Here is a 21685-nt window from a genome sequence, read left to right as displayed (position 1 = left end):
ACACCTTACGCAACTCTCGCGGGCCGTTTCGGGCCAAACGTCGGCGGACGAGATCGACGGCCGGGCGTTGAAATATCGTATCTCGCCTTGTCGGAATAATCGACAAATCCCGCCGCCCGGTTCGGCTTCCCGGATTCGACCGTTACCGATTACCATCGCGGGCGACTTACGCCAGGGGAGCGCCATGAATCGCGTCGTTCTCGTCCACGACTGGCTGACCGGGATGCGCGGCGGCGAGAAGTGCCTCGAGCCGGCTTGCCAGCGGTGGCCGGACGCGACGCTGTTCACGCTGTTCCACCGCCGCGGGTCGGTGTCGCGGGCGATCGAGCGGCTGCGGCCGCGGTCGAGTGCACTCGACCGGCTGCCCGGCGTCCACCGGTACTACCGCTACCTGCTCCCGGCGTTCCCGGCGGCCGCGAACTGGCGGATCCCGGACTGCGACCTCGTGCTGAGCTTCAGCCACTGCGTCGCGAAGGCGGCGGTCCCCCCGCCGGGGGTGCCGCATGTCAGCTACTGCTTCAGCCCGATGCGGTACGCCTGGCACATGCGGGACGCCTACTTCCGAAACGGGCGGTTCGCGAACCTGAAGACGGCCGCGGTCGAACAGTTGCTCGGCCGCCTCCGGGAGTGGGACCGGCGGACCGCCGACCGCGTGACGCACTTCGTCGCGATCAGCCGGACGATCCAGCGGCGCATCCGGGACTGCTACGACCGCGACAGCGTCGTCATCTACCCGCCGGCGGACACCGACTTCTACACGCCGTCGGAGGCGAGGCGGGAAGACTTCTACTTCATCGTCTCGGCGTTCGCGCCGTACAAGCGGTTCGACTTGGCGGTCGAGGCTTGCACCCTACTGGGGAAGAAGCTCGTGGTGATCGGCACGGGGCAGGACGAGAAGAAGCTCCGCCGCCTCGCCGGGCCGACGGTGCGGTTCCTCGGCTGGCAGCCGGAGGAGATCATCCGCGACCACTACCGGCGGGCGAAGGCGGTGCTGTTCCCGGCGGAAGAGGACTTCGGCATCGTGCCGGTCGAGGCGCAGGCGTGCGGCTGCCCGGTCGTCGCGTTCGGCCGCGGCGGGAGCACGGAAACGATTCGTGGCGGCAACGGCGGCGACGCGACCGGCGTGTTCTTCGAGGAGCAAACGGTCGAATCCGTCATCGACGGCATCGAGCGGTTCGAGCGGATCGCTGACCGATTCGACCCGCGGGCGGCGCGCCGGAACGCGCTTCCGTTCAACGCCGGCCGGTACGAGGACGAGTTATTCGGGTACGTCGAGCGGGTAACCCGCGGCGGAATCGAATTGGTGCGAAGGGCGGCGTAGGCCCCGACTTCCGAAGTCCGGCTTCGACTTCGGAAGTCGATCGTCGCGCCGGCCTTCGTCGTGACCGCAGACGCCACTCTTCCGCATCGACTTCCGAAGTCGAAGCCGGACTTCGGAAGTCGGCCGCTCAATTCACCACGTTCCGCAGCGGCTGGCCGAGCAGCGCCCGGCGGCACGCGGCGGAACCCTTCACGCGGATGTCGTTCAGCCCCTCCTCCGAGTAGAACGCCGCGTGCGGGTTCACGATCAGCCGGTCGTGGGCCGGGTGCTTCGGGTCGCGCCACGCGACGAGTAGCGGGTGGTCCGCCGGCGGCGGCTCGTGCGGCAGCACGTCGATGGCCGCGCCGGCGAGCTGACCGGACGCGAGCGCGTCCGGGATGCACGCCAGGTCCACCACGTCCCCGCGGGACGTGTTCACGAGGTACGAACCCTTCGGCATCCGCGCGACCGCCTTCGCGTTGACGATGTGCCGCGTCTCCGGCGTCAGCGGGCAGTGCGGACTAAGGACGAACGCCGATTCCAACAACTCCTCCAGCGTCTCGACCCGCCGGACGCCGATGGCCTTGTCAATGCCGTCCGGCTGGTACGGGTCAAAGAAGATGACGCTCATGCCGAACGCCTTCGCCCGTTCCGCCGCGGCGATCCCGATCCGGCCGAGGCCGAGGATCGCGAACACCCGACCGCGGAGCCGGAGCAGGTGGCCGGCCTGCGTGTACGACCACGGCCCGTCGTTCCGTTGCAGCCGGTTGTTGTAGAGGTTGATGCCGCGGGTCAGCGCGAGCATCATGCCGACGGCCGAGTCCGCGACTTCCTCCGTGCCGTAGTCCGGCACGTTCGCCACGGGAATGCCCCGCTCGCGGGCCAGCTTCCGGTCCACGTTGTCGAACCCGACGCCGCACCGGACGATGAGCTTGCAGTTCGTGAGCCGGCCGACCGTCTTCGCGGTCAGCGCGATGTTGTGGTAGAGCATCACGGCGTCGGCCGACTCGATCTTGCCGGCGAGGTCGTCTTCCGAAGCCGCGTCGTAGGCGATCACGTCGGCGATGTCGCCGAGGGCGGCCTTCTCGGTGGCGAGGTCGTCGTTGATGAAGTCGGCGATCGCGACGCGGAAGCGGGGCATCACTCGGTCCTCGGGAGGGGTGTCGTTTTAGAACGTCGGCCGGCCGTTTCGATACACTACTGGGAAAGTGAAAATGAGGACGTGACCGTATGACTCGCCGGTCCCGCGCCCGCGAAGTGGCGCTGCAATTGTTGTTTCAGAAGGACCAGAACCCGAAGCCCGTCGGCCGGCCCGCCATCGAGCGGTTCGCGAAGGACCGCCTCCGCGACGACCGCGAGGCCGTGTCGTTCTGCCTGACCATCTACGACGAAGTGGTTAACCACCAGGCCGAGATCGACAAGAGCATCGCGGCGACGGCCGACAACTGGCGGATCCACCGGATGCTGCCGGTGGACCGCAACCTGTTGCGGATCGGGACCTACGAGATGCTGCACGCCGCCGAGCCGACGCCGCCGGCGGTGGCCATCGACGAGGTGATCGAGCTGGCCCGCCGGTTCGGGTCGGCCGACTCGCCGGGGTTCGTCAACGGCATCCTCGACAAGATCGTGAAGCGGCACAACGCCGCGAAGCCCGCCGCCGTCGCGCCGGTGGAGTGATGCCCCGCCGCCAGCCGTTCACGGCGCTGTGTCGGCAAGCGGCGGCGCTGGCCCGGCCGGATGTCGTCGATCTACACGTCCACACGTCCGCGAGCGACGGCGACTACACCGCATCTCAGATCGTCGCGTTCGCGGCGCAAGCCCGGCTGAAGGCCGTCGCGATCACCGACCACGACACGACCGCGGGCGTGGCCCTCGCTCGTGCGGCCTGTCGCGAGAACGGGTACGGCATCGAGATCGTGCCCGGCGTCGAGATTACCACCCATCAGGGCAACCGCGACTACCATCTTCTGGCCTACTTCACCGAGGAAGACGCGGCGTTCCAGGGAATGCTCGAACACCTCCAAAGTTGCCGTAGGACGCGATTTCAAACCTACCTCGACCGCCTAGCGGGGCAGGGGAGGGCGATCCCGACCCCGGCGGTCGATGCCGTCCGTGCCCGATCGCCGAGCCTCGGCCGACGACACCTCGCGGACCTATTGATGGCCACTGGGCACGTCCGCAGTCGGCACGACGCATTCCGCCGATTCCTCATCCCGCTCGCTGCCCACGTTCCGAAGTTGCGGGAGGTCGCGATTTCAGAAGTGATCGCCCGCGTTCACGCCGCCGGAGGCGTCACGAGTTTGGCCCACCCGTCGGCGGAGATGACGTTCGATGAACTCGTCCAGCTCCGCGACCTCGGCCTCGATGCCGTGGAGGTCGCGTTCCCGGCGGCGACCTACACGCGGACGCTCGAACTACGGCGGTGGGCCGGCGAACTCGGCCTCGGCAGTTCCGGCGGTAGCGATTGCCACGGCCCCGACAGCCGCGTCGGGAGTCGAACGGTTTCAATCGACGACCTGTCCCGGTTGCGCCGGTCGGCCGGTCTCACGAGATGCACCAGTCGGGCCGACGGAACCCTCTCTGCCAGGGTGCGCGGTTAGCCTTCGCCTACCGCATCTCCCGTCGGGAATCGGGTCGGATAACTCGCGGGAATCGGTTGCGAACGGCCGTTTAGCGGGAAGAATTCCCCGTCCACGGACGGCCGGAGGTCGGCCCCGTCCGCTCGAACCTCGTGCATAGGACGCACCCGATGAAGCGCCTGCTCCTCGCGGCTCTGCTCGCACTTCCCGCACTGCTGATCGACGCCAAGTCCGCCCAGGCTCAGTGCAACGGCCTCGCCGGCGGCAACTGCTACGCCGGTGGGACGATCCCGGCCGTGTTCGCCGGCGGCCCGGCCCACCCGCACTTCCCGCCGTTCGGCTGCGGCGGGTTCTGCATGGGCTTCCTCAGCCGCATCCACTTCCACGGCCCGCTGTACAACTACGGCCCGTACTCCGGCTACTACCCGTTCGAGCCGTACGGCCCCTGGACCGCGAACCTGCAGTACAACGCCCCGCAGGGCCAGTGCGGCAAGCACGGGCTGGGCGGCGGCGGTTGGGGCCAGTACGCCGTCAGCACGCTGAAGAACGTCTTCCACCGCGTCAACCCGTTGGCTAACAAGTGCGGCGGCGGGCTGAGCCTCGGGAAGTGCGGCAAGCACGGGGCCGGGTGCGGCGTCGCCGGTTGTGACGGTTCTGCCGGATGCGCGAGCGGCGGGTGCGCGACCGGACACGTCGCCCTAGCGACGCCGGCTCAAGGCGGAGCGGTCGTTTCCCTCCCGCCGACCACCACGGGCGTGCTCACGGGGCAAACGAAGTAACGCCGGTAAGGTTCGCCGGTCGGGACGAGAAAGCACACGCCTCCGATTCGACCGGCAACTGGCCACCGCGGCGCGGCGCGTTTTCTTCGCCCTCGCTGGCAAAACGGAAATCATCGGGAAGAGTAGTAGGTCAGACCATCTCGGCGCGCTCGCAGGGAGTGCGCCATGTTTCGATGGATCGAAACCGCCGAGAGGACAAACATGAAGAAGCTCATTCTGTCGGTCGGCCTGCTGGCCGCGTTCGCCGGGTCCGCGTCCGCCGCGGGCGGCCCGTTCAGCGCCGTCCCGAACCAACAAGTCCGCCAGGGGTTCTTCGCGAAGCTGCTCGACAAGAAGCCGCTCCCCGCGTTCCAGGCCGCCCCGTGGTACCTGTACTGGCCGTACAACGCCCACTTCATGACCCCGGCCCCGCTGCAAGGGGCGTACTACGCCCCGCCGACGGCCGCCCCGGCCAACCCGTACTTCCCGGCCCCCGGTCGGTAAGCAACGCCCGCGGGCGGGGCCGAAACCCCGCCCGCGCCCCGTTCCGGATTTGCATTTTTCCGCCCCGGTCCCACGATATATTGGAAGAAGTTTCTCGCCCCCTATACGTCGTGGGTCGAACAACATGGCGCAACAACTCGGGGAACTGGTTCCCATCGGCGGCGGCGACGCCATCGTGCTGAACCGCGAGGTCATGACCGTCGGCCGGCGGAAGTCGAACGACATCGCCCTCGACTTCTCGAACGTGTCCGGCCAGCACTGCGAGTTCACCTTCAAGGCCGGCGTCTGGTACGTCCGCGACCTGCGGAGCCAGAACGGCACGAAGGTCAACGGCGAGCGGATTAGCACGAACAAGCTGCTCAAGCCGAACGACCTCGTGAGCATCTCGAAGCACGAGTTCCGGATACAGTACCACCTGACGGCCACGGCCGCGGAGTTCATCGAGAACACCGGCGACCAGGTCGAAGACGTTTTCGCGCAATCGCTCATGGAGAAGGCCGGGCTGGCGAAGCCGCGGGGCCAACGGGACGACGACTGACCGCTTTTCGTGCGCCTCTTGGGGGCCTGGTTTCGCCCGAAACCAGGCCGGCCTCGTTTCCGCCGGTTCGCCGCACTTCGTAAGATGGGAGGAAATCAAGTCCTCGGGTGTCGTCATGCGTCGAACCATGCTGAAGTCGAAGATCCACCGGGCCACGGTCACGGACACGAACGTCGATTACGAGGGCAGCCTGTCGATCGACGCCGACCTGCTCGACGCGGCCGACATCCTGCCGAACGAGCAGATTCACGTCTGGGACGTGACGAACGGCCAGCGGCTGACGACCTACGCCCTCGCCGGGGAGCGGGGCAGCGGCGTCATGCAGGTGAACGGCGGCGGGGCGCACCTCGTCAAGAAGGGCGACCTCGTCATCATCGCCACGTTCACGGAGTTGAAGACGAAGGACGCCAAGAAGTACAAGCCGGTCGTCGTGTTCGTCGACGACCAAAACAAGCCGACCGTGACCGCACCCCCGGTGGATAGCCTCCCGACCCCGGCCGAGACGAACGGGTCGCCGGACTTCCCGGCCCGACAGAAGAAACCCCGGAAGAAGGCGGGGAAACCCGCTCAATAAGGGCGTTCCGACGGTTCGACTGTTGCCGAACCGGACATTTCACTAGAATTTCCACTCAACCCCCGACGGTGCGGGCCGCGCGGCCCGCCGGTGGTCGATTCCTATTTCCCCGTTGGTCGCCAGCTCGGTCCCGCGAACCCGCGGCCGGGCCGCCGTCTCCCTCATCACTATGGTCAATCGTAACTTGATGCGTCAGTACGACGCGCCGATGGAAGCCGAAGAACAACTCGAGAGCGTCTTCGAGAACGAAATCGCGGAGTGGATCAAGCAGTCCGACAAGGACTACGAGGCGAACAAGATCGTCACCGGCAAGGTCGTCGAGATTCGCGGCGAAGATGTCGTCATCGACATCGGTTACAAGTCCGAGGGGCTGATCCGCATCGACGAGTGGCGGGAAGAGGGGACGGACGCGGCCAACTACCCGAAGGTCGGCGACCAGGTCGAAGTCCTCCTGGAAACGGTCGAGGACGAGAACGGCACGATCTCCCTCTCCTACCGCAAGGCGAAGCGGCAGAAGGAGTGGAACGACGTTCTTGCCAAGCATAAGGAAGGCGACGTCGTCTCCGGCAAGGTGCTCAAGAAGATCAAGGGCGGGCTGCTCGTCAACATCGGCGTCAACGTCTTCCTGCCCGCGAGCCAGGTGGACATCCGCCGGCCGCCGGACATCGGCCTGTACATCGACCAGACGATCGAGTGTACGATCCTCAAGATCGACGAGCAGCGGCGGAACATCGTGGTCAGCCGCCGCAAGCTGATCGAGGACCGCCGCACGGTCCAACGCGACAAGCTCATGTCGGAGCTGCAGGAGAAGCAGGTCCGCAAGGGGATCGTCAAGAACATCGCCGAGTTCGGCGCGTTCGTGGACCTCGGCGGCATCGACGGCCTGCTGCACATCACGGACATGGGCTGGCACCGCGTCACCAACCCGCACGACGTGGTGAAGATCGAGCAGGAACTCGAAGTTTACATCCTGCACATCGACAAGGAGCGGCAGAAGATCGCGCTGTCGCTCAAGCACAAGACGCCGTCCCCGTGGCAGGACATCGAGGCCAAGTACCCGGAGAACAGCAAGCACCAAGGCGAAGTCGTTAACATCATGCCCTACGGCGCGTTCGTGAAGCTGGAGCCGGGCATCGAGGGCCTCGTTCACATCAGTGAGATGTCGTGGACGAAGCGGATCAGCCACCCGAACGAGGTCCTGAGCATCGGCGACAAGGTCGAGGTCCAGGTCCTCAAGATCAACCACGACAAGAAGGAAATCTCGCTCGGCATGAAGCAGTGCCAGCAGAACCCGTGGGACGAGGTGGCGAAGAAGTACCCGACCGGGATGCAGGTGTCCGGCGTCGTCCGCAACCTGACGAACTACGGCGCGTTCATCGAGATCGAGGAGGGGATCGACGGCCTCCTGCACGTCAGCGACATGAGCTACGTGCGTAAGGTGTCCAACCCGAGCGAGGTCGTGCAGAAGGGCCAAAAGGTCACCTGCGTCGTCCTCAGCGTGGACCAGGAGCGGAAGCGGGTCGCCCTCGGCCTCAAGCAGATGGGCAAGGACCCGTGGGAGGGGGACATCCCCGACCGGTTCCGCCCCGGCCAGAAGGTCAAGGGGAAGATCACGAAGCTCACGAACTTCGGCGTCTTCGTCGAACTCGAACCGGGCCTCGAAGGGTTGCTGCACATCAGCGAGCTGAGCGAGAACAAGATCGAGTCGCCGGAGGAGGTCGTGAAGGTCGGCGACGAGGTGGACGTGAAGGTCCTCCGCGTCGATACGAAGGACCGGAAGATCGGCCTGAGCATGAAGAACGTGGACGACCCGACCGTGCCGGACGACCTGCCCGAGGAACTCATGGGCGGGGACAACAAGCCGAGCAGCGGCGGGAAGCCGGAAGGCAAGAAGGACCTCCGCGGCGGCACCGGGTCGGCCGGCCCGCTGTTCCAACTGCCGGGCCAGGGTGGCGACGCGGAGGAGTAAGTTTTCCGGTCACGAAAACCTTCGACGACGGGCCGTTCGGCCCGTCGTTTTTCTTTCCCCCTACGCAACTTCACCGCCTTGCCCGAATTGACAAACGGCCGGGCCACAGGCTATACTCTCAGCACGTCATCAATCAATCAGGAGCGGTTCCTCCGCACGGTTCGAGAGAAACAAAGCTCACATCCCCTACCGAGGTGCGTCGAGGAACGTCTTTGCCCGAACGGATCGGGCGATCTTTTCCGAAATCGTCGCGGGGTGGCCCGCGGCCGTGGTGTCATCGGAATGCACACGCCGCCGGAACGCGATCCGAACCGCCCACCCGACGAGCCGCAACCCGGTTCGAGCGGCCGGGCGAACACACCCAACAAGGCGACCACCCTCAACCTGAAGAACAGTTCCCTCGTCCGCCTCACGGCCGTCTCCGCGACGCCCGACCTGTTGGCCGAGGACGGCCCGAACAACACGGACGACTTCCCGACCGTCATCACCGCCAGCCCGAACGAGTTGCAGGTTCCGGCGCTGACGCCCGGTTCGCGGCTCGGCAACTTCGAGCTGATGGAGGCCATCGGCGCGGGCGGCATGGCGACCGTGATCAAGGCTCGCGACGTGGACCTCGGCCGCATCGTCGCGCTGAAGATTCTGCCTCCGGCGACGGCCCGCGATAGCGAGGCGGTCACGCGGTTCAAGCTCGAAGCCCGCGCCGCGGCGAAACTCGACCACGAGAACATCGCGCGGGTTTACTTCTGCGGCGAGGACCGCAACCTCCACTTCATCGCGTTCGAGTTCGTCGAGGGGGAGAACCTCCGCCAGCGGATCGACCGGGCCGGCCGCCTTTCGGCAACGGACGCCATTCACTACCTGCTGCAACTCTCCTCCGGCCTCGCCCACGCCGCCGACCGCGGGGTGATCCATCGGGACATCAAGCCGTCGAACATCCTGATCACGCCGGACGGGAAGGCGAAGATCGTGGACATGGGGCTGGCCCGCCACCTGGACGGGCACAGCGTCAACGGCGGCGTCACGCAGTCCGGGGTCACCCTCGGCACGTTCGACTACATCTCGCCGGAGCAGGCGCTCGACCCGCGGCGGGCGGACATCCGCAGCGACATTTACTCACTGGGCTGCGCCTTTTACCACGCCCTCACCGGTCGACCGCCAGTCCCGGAGGGGACGGCGGCGAAGAAACTGTACGCCCACGAGAACGAAAGCCCGACCGACCCCCGCGACCTGAACCCGGCCGTGCCGGACGGGTTGGCGATGGTGCTAGCGAAGATGATGGCGAAGAAGCCGGACTACCGGTATCAAAGCCCGGCCGACCTCGCGACCGACTTGACGATGTTACTCGGCCCGGACGCGGTCGTGAAGAGCGGCGTCGTCCCGTTCCCACAGCCGTCGTCGCAGTTCGCGGCCCCGCACGCCCCCGTCCCGCCGCGGCTGACGCTCGCCTGGCTGTTCACGTTCGCCGTCCTGGCCGTGGCCGCGATCCTGTACGTGAGCCTCGCCGGGCCGACGCCGAACGCCTCCGTCGCCCCGTGGCAAGAGCCGCCGCCGCAGAAGGGCGATCCGCCTGCGCCGCCGGTCGGGAATGGCAACGCGACCAACCCGGAGGTGCGGACGGGCCGCGTCGCCGACGCCCGCGGACTCGCCGAGAGCCTCGTCAAGCAGGGGGGGAAGGCGCTCGTCCAACTCCGACCCGGCGCGGTCTACGACCTCACGACTTTGAACGACGGCATCCTCGTCACCGGCAAGGAAGTCGTCATCGAACCCGAACCGTTCCCCGCGGACCGGACCGACGGCGTTCGCCCCGTTCTGAGGCTCGCGGCGAGTCCGCCGGCGGAGAAGGGCACGCGGCCGGGCACGATCACGTTCCGGGACGTGGGCCGGGTTACGCTGCGCGGCGTGGAAGTTCAGATCGTGGACCGCCTCGCGCTCGACGAGCAGCCGGACGACGACCCGGTCGGCGTGCTGTTCGAGAACGTCGGCCGGGCCGAGGTCGAGAATTGCCTGATCCGCACGACGCCGGAATCCCGCCGCAACCGGATCGTCGGCCTCGCCGTGGGGTACGACACGGCCCGTCCCACCACGTTCGTCCTGAAGAACTCGCTGGTGGACATCGGGTTGCAGGGCGTCGGCCTCCGGTTACTCGAAGGGACGGACGCGACCGTCTCCGAGGTCGGGTTCGGCCCGCACCAGTCGGCCGTCGTGTGGGTCGGCGACGAGGACGACCCGCCGCCGTCGCCGCCGAAGGAGCCGGCGCTGCGGTTCGCGTCCTGCACGTTCATGTTCGACCGCGGCGGGGCCGCCATCACCGCCGACCCGCGCGCGACCTGCCCGGTGTCCCTCGCGGCGTGCGTGTTCGCCGACACGAGCGTGCCGGACGAGAAGTTTATGATGCCGGGGATGGACATGAAGGGCACGTTGCCCGTCGTGTTGCGGTCCGAGCAAACGCTCGACGCCTTCCACCTGCTGACCGCCGACGGGCAGCCGGCGAACGCCTACTTTCGCGTGACGGCCCCGCCGAGCGACCCGCGGCCGATCCAACTCGCGAACCCGCCGTGGGCCGTCGCCGACCCGCGGCCGCTGCTGACGACGGCGAACCCGTGGTCCGCGTTCGTGCTGAACCTGAACGAGAAGCGGCTGCGGGCGAGCGGCCCGCCGCACGTCCTCGGCCTGCGGATGCACCAGGCGGACGGGTCGAAGCCGATCTACGGCGGCGGATGGCCGCCCGGCCGCCCGGCGCTGCCGGTGACGCCGAAGGCGGGGCAGCGCGTCGTCCACCCGGACGCGACGCCGGAGGACGCCGAGTCGCGGGTCTACCCGACCGTCGCGAAGGCGTTCGAGGACCTGAAACCGGGCGAGACGCTGCTCGTCGCACAGAACGGCCGCGTGCCGGTCTCGCTGCTGGCGGAGAAGACGCTGCGGGCGACGATCGCGCCTTTCGATGGGTTCACTCCGATCTTGGTTGCGTCCGAGGACACGGTCCGTAGGCCGGACGCCAGCCTCTTCCCGCTCGTGGACGGCGAACTCACGTTCTCCGGCGTCCACGTACAACTCGGCGGGCGGGCGGCGGTCGTCACGATGGCCGGCGGCACGACCTGCACCTTCAAGAACTGCACGGTCACGCTGGAGGAGAAGGACGACGACGCGGTTTCCGTCGTCGTGCTGTCGGAGCCGACCCGCGAGATGAAGGTCGGCGCGAGCGACCCGGCGCTGCCGAAGCTGCGGATGGAAAACACGTTCGTCCGCGGCCGCGGCAAGGGCGTGACGGTCAGGTCGCCGCGGCCGTTCGACTGGACGGTTGAGAACTGCGCGTTCGCCCTCGATGGTGCCGTCCTGTCCGCGGACGCTGCCCTCCGGGACGTGTCGATGTCGCGGGCCGCGGTCCGGTGGCGGAACGTGACGGCCGCGACGACCGGCCACCTGATGGAACTCCGCGGCGGGGCCGGCCGCGTCCTCGGCCTCGACGTGACGTGCGAACGGAGCCTGCTCGCGTCTAGCACCCGGCGGCGGAGCCTGTCCGCGATGCTGCTCTTTGCCGACGCGGACGCGACGGCTGAACCCGGCAGTTCGCTCGTCTGGCGCGGCGACAACGCGAACGTCTACGGGAACTTCGACCCGCTCGTCGAGTTGCGGTCCGCATCGACCGGCCGCTCGACGGAGTGGGACGTGGAGAAGTGGCTGCGGTTCACCGGCGAAACCGGGCGGACCGGCCGCGTGCGGTACGCGGCCAGCCTAACGTCGAGTCGCCTCCGGACGGTCAAGCCGGAGGACGTGAAGGCCGAGGTGGAATCCGCCGACCTCACGACGTGGCGGACCACCGACGCCGGCGCGGACGTGACGAAGCTGCCGAAGCCGGTCGAAGAAAAGTAACCGCCTCAGCCCTTCGCCCACGTCGGCGGCGTGACCTGCCCGTTCGCCGCCAGCGCCCGCGCCGACACTTGCAGCACCCGCAGGAACCCCTCGCTGTCCGCGTGGTTGAACTCCCCGATCGCCTCCATCGAGGCGTTCGACTCCGAGTACATCTGGTGCGGCACGCTGCCCGCCGACGCGAACGACACGTTCCCCTTGTACAGCTTCAGAGAAATCGTGCCGTTCAAGAGACGCAGGATCGGCTTGATCGCCTCGCGGGCCATGTGCGTCGCCAGGTCGAACCCGTACCCCTGGTAGATTTGCTTCGCCACGAACGGCGAGAGCGCGTCGTACAGCTCCCGGCTGCGGCGGTCGAGGACGAGTTGCAGCAGGTATTTGAACGCCGTGCCGAGCAACTCCATGCCGGGGGCCTCGTACACGCCGCGGGACTTGATCCCGACGAACCGGTTCTCGACGAGGTGCGTGCAAATCCCGACCGCGTGCCGCCCGCCGATCTCGTTGGCCGTGCGGATCGCCTGGAAGGCGGACACGGCGATGTTGTTGATCGCCACCGGGCGGCCGTGCTCGAACGTGACGATCACCTCCTCGGCCTTGTCCGGGGCTTGCTCCGGCTTCACGCCCATGCCGGGTGTGACGAACCACGGGCCGGTCGTCAGGTGCTCCAACTGCCCGGCCTCGTGCGTCAGACCCAGCAGGTTCGCGTCCGTCGAGTACGGGGCGGACCGGGACGCCTTGATCGGTAGCTTGTGGCTCTCGCAGTAGTCGATCATCTCGGACCGTCCGCGGAACTTGCCGAGAAACGCCTCGTCCCGCCACGGGGCGTAGACGCTCACCGTCGGGTCGAGCATGTTCGTGCAGAGTTGGAACCGGACCTGGTCGTTCCCGCGGCCGGTCGCCCCGTGGCCCAGGACTTTGATGCCCCGCTTATTCATCTCCGGGATGATGCCGGCGACGATGACGTGCCGGCCGATGCCGGTCGTGTTCCAGTAGTCGCCCTCGTACTTGGCCTGGAACTGGATGACCTCGATCCCGGCCTCGGCGATCATCTCGTGCAGCGGGATGGCGACGTAGTCGGCCGCGCCGCTGGCCCGCATCCGCCGCTCGATCTCGGCGAAGTCCGTCTCGTCCGGCTGCGCGATGTCGGCGGTGAACGCGACGACCCGGACGCCGTGTTCGGACAGCCACTTCGTGACGGTGCAAGAGTCCAGCCCCCCGGAGGCGGCGAACGCGACGGTCTGGCCATTCAGGTCTGCGAGAGTGGTCATCGGCCCGATACCTCGGCGGAACGGCAATTCTCAGGGGATAGAATTACGAACGATGCCCCCGTTCCGTCTCGTGATTCCGCGGCCGGTCTTCGAGGAAATGCTCGCGCACGCCCGCGCAGAGCGGCCGCTCGAGTGCTGCGGGTTGCTCGCCGGGTGTGTGGAAGGCGACCGTGGAATCGTCCGTGCCCGGTTCCCGTTGGTGAACGAACTGGCGTCCGCGACCGCGTTCCGCTCCGAGCCGCGGGCCATGTTCGCGGCGATGAAGGCGATGCGGGCGCTCGGGACGGACGTTCTCGCGGTCTACCACTCGCACCCGGCGTCCCCGCCCGTTCCCAGCCGCCGCGACCTGGAACAGAACTACAGCCCCGGTGTCGTGAACGTCATCATCGGCCTCGCGGCCGACCCGCCGGAGGTCCGCGGGTGGTGGCTCCGTGCCGACGGGTTTGACGCCGCGGACTGGGAGGTGCTCGCGTGATTTCCCGTCGCGCCGAATCCCGTGTTCGCCGCGGCAACCGCGTACTATGTCTAAACTGAGAGTGTCCGACCCGGACCCGTTCTTCCGCCGGGGATCGCAGGAGCCGCCGCGATGAATCGCGAGATTTTCGCCAACCACCACAACCGCGACCTCGTCGAAGACGCCTACCGGCAGTGGCTGGCCGACCCGGCGGCCGTGGACGCGACGTGGCAGGCGTTCTTCGCCGGGGCCGAGTTCAACGGCAACATCGGCGGGACCGGCGGGACCGGGACGACCCTCAACGTCGAAACGCGCCTGCAAACCGGGGCCGTCCGGCTCATCACCGCCTATCGCGACCTTGGCCACCTCGCCGCCCACCTCGACCCGCTCAAGCCCGCCCCGGACAAGGAACCCTGGCTCATCTCCCTCGAACGGTTCCACCTCACGCCGGACGACCTCGATTCCGTCGTCGATGCGTCGATGTACTTCGGCATCGACGGGCCGATGAAGCTCCGCGACCTGCTCGACAAACTGCAGGAGACGTACTCCCGCACCGTCGGCGTCGAGTACATGCACATCCAGGACATCACGGCCCGCGGGTGGCTGGCGAAGCGGATGGAGCCGCGGCTCAACCAGCCGCTCCTCGGCACGCGGCAGAAGATTCGCACGCTCATGTCGCTGCACTACGCGGAGTTGTTCGAGAAGTTCCTGCACACGAAGTTCGTCGGCCAGAAGCGGTTCTCGCTCGAAGGCGGCGAGACGCTGCTGCCGATCCTGGAGGCGATGGTCGAGAAGTCCCCGTCGCTCGGCGTGAAGGAAATCGTCGTCGGCATGGCCCACCGCGGCCGGCTGAACGTGCTGGCGAACATCCTTCACAAGCCGTTCGAGGAAATCTTTAACGAGTTCGAGGACCGCTACTACGTGGACGCGGACGGCGGCGACGGAGACGTGAAGTACCACATGGGCTTCTCCGCGGACGTGGGCACGCTCGACGGCAACAAAGTTCACATCAGCCTCGCCCCGAACCCCAGCCACCTGGAGGCGGTGAACCCCGTCGTCGAGGGCCGGGTTCGGGCGAAGCAGCGACTGCACAAGGACGCGGAGCGGACCCGCGGCATCCCGATCCTGATCCACGGCGACGCGGCGTTCGCCGGGCAGGGGCTGGTGGCCGAGACGCTGAACATGGCGAATCTCCCCGGCTACCGCGTCGGGGGCACGGTCCACGTCGTCGTGAACAACCAAATCGGGTTCACGACCAGCCCGCGGGACTCGCGGAGCACCCAGTACTGCACGGACATCGCGAAGTTCGTCCAGGCCCCGATCTTCCACGTCAACGCGGAGGACCCGGAGGCCGCGGTCTACGTCGCGGAGCTGGCGCTCGAATACCGCCAGCAGTTTAAGAGTGACGTGGTCATCGACATGTTCTGCTACCGCAAGTGGGGGCACAACGAGGGCGACGAGCCGTCGTACACTCAGCCGCTGGAGTACCGGCTCATCCGCGCGAAGGAGAGCGCCGCGGCCGTCTACACGAAGCAACTCGTGTCGAACGGCACGCTCCAGCAGGACGAGGCCGACGCCATCGACGCCGAGTTCCGCGACAAGCTCGACAAGGCGCTGACGGAAACCCGGTCGTCGCCGCCCCGGAAGAAGGGGATGCGCGGCTTCTCCGGCGTCTGGACCGGCATGACGAACCGGTTCGTCCACACGCCGTCCGAGACGGCGATCCCCGCGGCCGTCGTGGACCGCATCGCCGACCAGCTCGTGACCGTGCCGGACGGGTTCACCATCCACCCGAAGCTGAAGGACATCCTCGAAAAGCGAAAGACGGAAACGAAGGCCCGCGGGAAGATCGACTGGGGGACGGGCGAGGCGCTCGCGTTCGGGTCGCTCGTCCTCGAAGGCCACCCGGTCCGGCTGAGCGGGCAGGACAGCCGCCGCGGGACGTTCAGCCACCGGTTCTCGTTCCTCTACGACTACGAGAACGGCACGCCGCACTGCCCGCTCGCGCACCTCGACCCGACGCAGGCCCCGTTCGACGCCTACGACAGCAACCTGAGCGAGGCCGCCGTCCTCGGGTTCGAGTACGGGTACTCGCTGGACGACCCGAACTCGCTCGTCATCTGGGAGGCGCAGTTCGGCGACTTCGCGAACGGCGCGCAGGTCATCATCGACCAGTTCATCAGCTCCGGCGAGTCGAAGTGGAACCGCAGCAGCGGCGTCGTGCTGCTGCTGCCGCACGGGTACGAGGGGGCCGGGCCGGAGCACTCGTCGGCCCGGTTCGAGCGGTTCCTGCAACTGTGCGCCGAGGACAACATGCAGGTGTGCAACTTCAGCACGCCGGCGAACTACTTCCACGCCCTGCGGCGGCAGGTGAAGCGGAAGTTCCGCAAGCCGCTCGTCGTGATGACGCCCAAGAGCCTGCTCCGCGTCCCGCTCTCGCCGGTGGAGGACTTCATCGGCGGCCGGTTCCAGGAAGTCATCGACGACACGCTCCCGGCCGACCGCGTCCGCCGGGTGTTGTTCTGCACCGGGAAGGTCTACTACGACCTGATCGCGAAGCAGAAGGAGCGGAACACGGACGAGGTGGCGGTCGTGCGGATCGAGCAACTGTACCCGTGGCCGGAGAAGCAGGTCGAGGCGGTGCTGGCGAAGTACCGGCGGGCCGTCGAGTGGCGGTGGGTGCAGGAGGAGTCGCAGAACATGGGCGCGTGGTTCTTCGTGGAGCCGCGGCTGCGGGCGCTGAACGTGCCGGTCGAGTACATCGGCCGGGACGCGAGCGCCAGCCCGGCGACCGGGTCGCACAAGGTCCACGAGCACGAGCAGAAGGAACTGCTCGAACAAGCATTCACCGCGACCGGGGCCTACGCCGTCACGGCCGGGAAGAACGGCAGCAACGTCGTCGCGCACGGGGTCAAGGTCTAATCGTGGAACCCAGAGCGGTAGCGACGGGGTGTTAGTTACTCACCCCGTCGCTACCGCTCTGGGTTCCACAGAAACACACGGGAACTGTTATGGCCATCGAGATCACGGTCCCCTCGGCGGGCGAGTCGGTGACGGAAGCCCGCATCGCGCGGTGGATGAAGGCGAACGGGCAGGCGGTGAAGGTCGATGAGCCGGTGCTGGAACTCGAAACCGACAAGGCGTCGCTCGAAATCGCGGCCCCGGCCGCCGGCGTGTTGACGATCACCGTCCCGGCGGGGCAGATGGTGAAGATCGGGCAGGTCGTCGGCTCCGTCGATCCCGCCGGAACCCCTGCGACCGCCTCCTCCCCGAAACCAGTCAAAGAAGCCGCGGCAGCACCGAAGCCGGAACCGGCGGGCGTCGTCTCGTCCCCGGCGGCGCGGGCGATGATCGACGAGCAAAACCTCGACCCGAAGAAGATCACCCCCACCGGGCCGGGCGGCCGGATCACGAAGGAAGATGTCGTCAACCATCAGTCCGCACCCGCGAAGCCGGAACCGGCGACGAACGGCACGCCGAAGGCGGAACCGAAACCGGCGAAGCCGGGGTCGCGCGAGACGCGGCAGCCGATGACGATGATCCGTCGCCGGATCGCCGAGCGGCTGCTGGAGAGCCAGAACACGACCGCGACGCTCACCACCTTCAACGAGGTGGACATGTCGGCCGCGATGGACCTGCGGGCGAAGTACAACGAGAAGTTCGAGAAGAAGCACGGCGTCAAACTCGGGTTCATGTCCATCTTCGCGAAAGCGGCCGTCGAGGCCCTGAAGGCGTTCCCGCTCGTCAACGCCCGGATCGACGGCGGCGACGTGGTGATGCAGCACTTCTACGACATGGGCATGGCCGTCAGCACCGAGAAGGGGCTGATGGTCCCCGTCATCCGCGACATCGACCAGCTGGGCTTCGCCGACATCGAAAAGGCGATTGCGAACGTGGCGAAGAAGGCCCGCGACGGCAAGGTCACGCCCGCCGACATGTCCGGCGGCACGTTCACGATCACCAACGGCGGCATCTTCGGCTCCATGCTCAGCACGCCGATCCTGAACCCGCCGCAGGCCGCGATCCTCGGCATGCACAACATCCAGAAGCGGGCCGTCGTGGTGAACGACCAGGTCGTCGCCCGCCCGATGATGTACCTCGCGCTGAGCTACGACCACCGGCTGATCGACGGCCGCGAGGCCGTGCAGTTCCTGGTGCGGATCAAGGAGTGCGTCGAAAGCCCGGAGCGGATGCTGTTCGACATCTAAATCGAAACCGTTTTCACCGCGGAGGGCGCAGAGGACGCAGAGAAAAAACCGAGAGGGTTCAAAAGTAACAATTGAATCTCTTCTGGTCTTCTCTCTGCGTCCTCTGCGCCCTCCGCGGTGAAATGCTTTAACGGAGTGCCCATGTCCGAGAAGTTCGACCTCATCGTCATCGGGGCCGGTCCCGGCGGGTATGTCGCCGCCATCCGCGCCGCCCAACTCGGCAAGAAGGTCGCCGTCGTCGAGCGGCGGCAGAACAAGGCCCTCGGCGGGACGTGCCTGAACGTCGGCTGCATCCCGTCGAAGGCGCTGCTTGATTCCAGCGAGTTGTTCGACGTGACGCAGCACAAGCTCCAGAAGCACGGCGTCAACGTCGGCAGCGTCTCGCTCGACCTCGCGAAGATGATGGCCCGCAAGGACGGCGTCGTGAAGTCGCTGACCGACGGCATCGCGTTCCTCTTCAAGAAGAACAAGATCACGTCTCTTTTCGGGAGTGGCAAACTCGCGGCGAACAAGGGCGTGGAGGTGACGGCCGCCGACGGCACGAAGACGACGTACCAAGCCGACAACGTCCTTCTCGCCACCGGCAGCGAGAGCGTCGAGTTGCCTTTCCTGAAGTACGACGGCAAGGCGGTCGTGAGTTCGACCGAGGCGTTGGCGTTCGACACGGTTCCCGAACACCTGATCGTCGTCGGCGGCGGGTACATCGGCCTCGAACTCGGCAGCGTCTGGAAGCGCCTCGGCTCGAAGGTGACTGTCCTCGAATTCCTGCCCCGTATCCTCCCTGTCTCCGACGGCGAGATCGCGGCGAGCGTGCAGAAAATCCTCACGAAACAAGGGATGGAGTTCCATCTCGAAACGAAGGTCACCGGTGCGAAAGTCGAAGGCAACAAGGTTACGGTGACAGCGGAGCAGGGCGGCAAGCAGGTCTCGTTCACCGGCGACAAGGTGTTGGTTGCGGTTGGTCGGCGGCCGTTCACGGCGAGTCTCGGATTGGACGAAGCCGGCGTCGTCTACGACAAGAAGACCGGCAAAGTCGCGGTGGACAAGCAGTTCCGCACGAACGTGCCGGGCGTGAGCGCCATCGGCGATCTGATCGACGGCCCGATGCTCGCGCACAAGGCGATGGAAGAGGGCGTCGCCTACGCGGAGATCCTCGCCGGGCACAAGCCGCACCTGAACTACGACCTGATCCCGAGCGCCATCTACATCTGGCCGGAGGTCGCGAGCGTCGGCCAGACGGAGGAGCAGGTGAAGGCGGCGGGCGTCGAGTACAAGTCGGCGAAGGTCCCGTTCGCGGCCAGCGGCCGGGCGAAGGCGATGGACGAGCAAGACGGGTACGTGAAGGTGCTGACGGACAAGCGGACGGACCGCATCCTCGGCGTCCACATCCTCGGCCCGCGGGCGTCCGACCTGATCGCGGAGGCGGTGACGGTGATGGAGTACCACGGCAGCGCCGAGGACTTGGCCCGCTGCGTCCACGGCCACCCGACGCTGACGGAAACCGTCGGCGAGGCGGCGCGGGCGGCGTGGCTCGGGGCGGCGATCCACGCCTGACTTCTGAAGTCCGGCTTCGACTTCGGAAGTCGATTCCGCCCAGAGGCGTTGGCGGGGGTCGTTTACGCCCCCTCCTTCCCCCGACTTCCGAAGTCGAAGCCGGACTTCGGAAGTCGGGCCCTCCGTACCGACATTGCACGCCCCGCGAATCTTCGCATGATTGCTCCCCAACCGCGGGGGACCGCCATGCCGATCGAGTACGTCACCGGCGACCTGTTCATAAACCGGTTCCGCGCCGAAGCGTTCGCGCAAGGCTGCAACTGCCAGGGGTCGATGGGGGCGGGCATCGCGGTCGGGTTCCGCGAGCGATACACGGCCATGTACGAGGAATATTGCCGGCGGTGCAAGGCGAAGCCGCGAGAGTTTAACGTCGGCGACGTGTTCTTCTGGCCGGAGGACGGGCGACCGGCCGTCTTCAACCTCGGAACCCAGGAAGACTACTGGCGGAGCCGGGCGACCTACCTCGGCATCGAGCAATGCCTGCTCGCGATGCTGACGTTGGCCGACGCGGACGGCGTGCGGTCCATCGCCATGCCGCGGATCGGGGCGGGGTACGGCGGGCTGTCGTGGAAGAAGGTGCGGGCCGTCATCGACCGCGTGTTCGCCGACTGGCCGGGGACTCTGATCGTCTACAACGAGTACCAGCCGGAAGGGTAAGGAGAACTCAAATCCGTTGGACCATGTCAGCGGCCAGGGCGAAGCTAGCCAGGCCGAGGATGACGCAGAAGATCGCGCACAGGATGCGTCGCCGGGTCAACGTGGTTCCTTCCGTTTCCGGTAGCCGAACGATCAAGAAGATGAAAGCGAACAGAAACGTGATCGGCGGAATGACGAACATCAAGTAGTCGATTAGGTACACGCTGGTGATCCGCCTGACAGGGGATGTTCTTTAGAATACCTAACTTGTGGCCGTGGGGTACCGGTTTAAAGACAAGGTGTGGCGACCTAGCTGATTGCGGATAAAATGAAGGTATGTCTGCGACGCTGCCACTGTTGACCGCCCCGAAACTCCGCCCCGCGATCCTCGACCAGTCGGCCGACGAGCTGAAGGCGTGGCTCGCCGAGCGCGGGCAGCCGCCGATGCGGGCGCGGCAAATCCGTCGCTGGATCCTCCAGGCACGGGCCACGTCGTTCGAGCAGATGTCGGACCTGCCGAAGCAACTGCGGGCGGAACTCGCCGAGTCGTTCCAGGTCTTCGGCTGCAGCATCGAGAAGCACTTCGCCGCGAAGGACGACACGCACAAGCTGGTCGTGAAACTGGCCGACGGGCGGATGATCGAGTGCGTCCTCATCCAGGACGACGGCCGGGCGACGGCGTGCATCAGCACGCAGGTCGGTTGCGGCATGGGCTGCGTCTTCTGTGCGAGCGGCCTCAACGGCGTCGTGCGGAACCTCACTCCGGGCGAGATGGTCGAGCAGCTCGTCTTGCTCCGGAACCTCACGGCCGAGCCGGACGGTCCGCCGCAATATGGGCAGACCGGGCAGCTTCCCACCCGCCTGACGCACATCGTCGTCATGGGCATGGGCGAGCCGCTGGCAAACCTCGACAACCTGCTGAAGGCCCTCGCCGTCGCCGGGGCGAAGGACGGCCTGGACATCGGCCAGCGGCACGTCACGATCTCCACCGTCGGGCTGCCGGCCAAGATTCGGGCGCTCGCGGAGGTCGGCAAGCAGTACCATCTCGCGGTGTCGCTGCACGCCCCGAACGACCCGCTCCGCACGCAGATCGTGCCGACGAACGACAAGACCGGCATCCCGGAAATCCTCGCCGCCAGCGACGACTTCTTCGCAAAGACCGGCCGGCAGGTTACGTTCGAGTACGTCGTCCTCGGCAAGCTCAACGACCAGCCGGTCCACGCGAAGCAACTCGTCGGTCTGCTCCGGGGCCGGAAGGCACACGTGAACCTGATCCCGTGGAACGACGTGGAGGGGTTGCCGTACCGCCGGCCGGCGGACGAGGACTTGAACGCCTTCATCGCCGAACTGCGGCAAAACGGTATTAGTGTGAAGGTGCGGAAGCGGAAGGGGTCCGAGATCGACGCGGCGTGCGGCCAACTCCGGCGGGAGGCCGAGGCCGCCGCGTCCCGCGACGCCGCGGCTTCCGTTTAAGTA

At 66.9% G+C, this 21685-nt stretch carries 17 protein-coding genes; 15 read left to right on the top strand and 2 right to left on the bottom strand.

Annotated elements, in window-relative coordinates:
* Positions 1 to 184: 184 nt before the first annotated feature.
* Entirely contained in the window at positions 185 to 1321 is a 1137-nt protein-coding gene (locus AC5JJ2_RS01245) for a glycosyltransferase (RefSeq protein WP_495856146.1), read from the top strand.
* A 127-nt stretch (positions 1322 to 1448) separates the two neighbouring features.
* Here the strand turns inward: AC5JJ2_RS01245 and AC5JJ2_RS01240 are convergent, their stop codons facing one another.
* On the bottom strand, positions 1449 to 2441 hold the full coding sequence (locus tag AC5JJ2_RS01240; protein ID WP_495856145.1) for a C-terminal binding protein: 993 nt from the start codon (positions 2439 to 2441) through the stop codon (positions 1449 to 1451).
* A gap of 89 nt (positions 2442 to 2530) precedes the next feature.
* Here AC5JJ2_RS01240 and nusB point away from each other — a divergent pair, with 89 nt between their 5' ends.
* The 8 genes from nusB to AC5JJ2_RS01200 all read left to right on the top strand — a co-directional run bounded on the left by nusB (position 2531) and on the right by AC5JJ2_RS01200 (position 12092).
* On the top strand, positions 2531 to 2977 hold the full coding sequence (gene nusB, locus AC5JJ2_RS01235; RefSeq protein WP_495856144.1) for a transcription antitermination factor NusB: 447 nt from the start codon (positions 2531 to 2533) through the stop codon (positions 2975 to 2977).
* Complete coding sequence (locus tag AC5JJ2_RS01230) at positions 2977 to 3900, top strand: PHP domain-containing protein (RefSeq protein ID WP_495856143.1); 924 nt, start codon at positions 2977 to 2979, stop codon at positions 3898 to 3900. Before nusB ends, AC5JJ2_RS01230 begins: the two co-directional genes overlap by 1 nt.
* 149 nt (positions 3901 to 4049) lie before the next feature.
* Positions 4050 to 4658 (top strand): hypothetical protein, encoded by a 609-nt coding sequence (locus tag AC5JJ2_RS01225; protein WP_495856142.1) that lies wholly within the window; start codon positions 4050 to 4052, stop codon positions 4656 to 4658.
* Between the two features lie 201 nt (positions 4659 to 4859).
* Positions 4860 to 5141, top strand: coding sequence for a hypothetical protein (locus AC5JJ2_RS01220; RefSeq protein ID WP_495856141.1), 282 nt, complete (start codon positions 4860 to 4862; stop codon positions 5139 to 5141).
* A 124-nt stretch (positions 5142 to 5265) separates the two neighbouring features.
* On the top strand, positions 5266 to 5679 hold the full coding sequence (locus AC5JJ2_RS01215; RefSeq protein ID WP_495856140.1) for an FHA domain-containing protein: 414 nt from the start codon (positions 5266 to 5268) through the stop codon (positions 5677 to 5679).
* 115 nt (positions 5680 to 5794) lie between these two features.
* Positions 5795 to 6253: an aspartate 1-decarboxylase gene (gene panD / locus AC5JJ2_RS01210; protein WP_495856139.1), complete on the top strand. Its 459-nt coding sequence runs from the start codon at positions 5795 to 5797 to the stop codon at positions 6251 to 6253.
* A gap of 169 nt (positions 6254 to 6422) precedes the next feature.
* Positions 6423 to 8222 carry a 30S ribosomal protein S1 gene (locus AC5JJ2_RS01205; RefSeq protein WP_495856138.1) on the top strand — a complete coding sequence of 600 codons (1800 nt, stop codon included), beginning with the start codon at positions 6423 to 6425 and terminating at the stop codon, positions 8220 to 8222.
* Between the two features lie 282 nt (positions 8223 to 8504).
* A complete protein-coding gene (locus AC5JJ2_RS01200; protein ID WP_495856137.1) occupies positions 8505 to 12092 on the top strand; it encodes a serine/threonine-protein kinase in 3588 nt (1195 codons plus the stop codon).
* Positions 12093 to 12097: 5 nt separating this feature from the next.
* Here AC5JJ2_RS01200 and argG read toward each other — a convergent pair whose 3' ends face one another.
* Positions 12098 to 13357, bottom strand: a complete 1260-nt coding sequence (argG, locus tag AC5JJ2_RS01195) for an argininosuccinate synthase (protein WP_495856136.1) — start codon at positions 13355 to 13357, stop codon at positions 12098 to 12100.
* A 52-nt stretch (positions 13358 to 13409) separates the two neighbouring features.
* Here argG and AC5JJ2_RS01190 point away from each other — a divergent pair, with 52 nt between their 5' ends.
* From AC5JJ2_RS01190 to rlmN, 6 genes are all read left to right on the top strand, one after another.
* Entirely contained in the window at positions 13410 to 13832 is a 423-nt protein-coding gene (locus tag AC5JJ2_RS01190) for a M67 family metallopeptidase (protein WP_495856135.1), read from the top strand.
* A gap of 111 nt (positions 13833 to 13943) precedes the next feature.
* The gene (locus tag AC5JJ2_RS01185; RefSeq protein ID WP_495856134.1) at positions 13944 to 16733 is read left to right on the top strand and encodes a 2-oxoglutarate dehydrogenase E1 component; all 2790 of its coding nucleotides are present in this window, start codon (positions 13944 to 13946) and stop codon (positions 16731 to 16733) included.
* Between the two features lie 89 nt (positions 16734 to 16822).
* Positions 16823 to 18019 (top strand): 2-oxoglutarate dehydrogenase complex dihydrolipoyllysine-residue succinyltransferase, encoded by a 1197-nt coding sequence (gene odhB / locus AC5JJ2_RS01180; protein WP_495856133.1) that lies wholly within the window; start codon positions 16823 to 16825, stop codon positions 18017 to 18019.
* Between the two features lie 141 nt (positions 18020 to 18160).
* Entirely contained in the window at positions 18161 to 19573 is a 1413-nt protein-coding gene (lpdA, locus tag AC5JJ2_RS01175; RefSeq protein WP_495856132.1) for a dihydrolipoyl dehydrogenase, read from the top strand.
* Between the two features lie 156 nt (positions 19574 to 19729).
* A complete protein-coding gene (locus tag AC5JJ2_RS01170; RefSeq protein ID WP_495856131.1) occupies positions 19730 to 20230 on the top strand; it encodes a macro domain-containing protein in 501 nt (166 codons plus the stop codon).
* Between the two features lie 315 nt (positions 20231 to 20545).
* Complete coding sequence (gene rlmN / locus AC5JJ2_RS01165; protein ID WP_495856130.1) at positions 20546 to 21682, top strand: dual-specificity RNA methyltransferase RlmN; 1137 nt, start codon at positions 20546 to 20548, stop codon at positions 21680 to 21682.
* Positions 21683 to 21685 lie beyond the last annotated feature (3 nt).

It is taken from the genome of Limnoglobus sp. (genome assembly GCF_059499385.1).
Note: the sequence above shows the minus strand (reverse complement) of the source record. Positions and strands in the feature narration are given on the sequence as shown.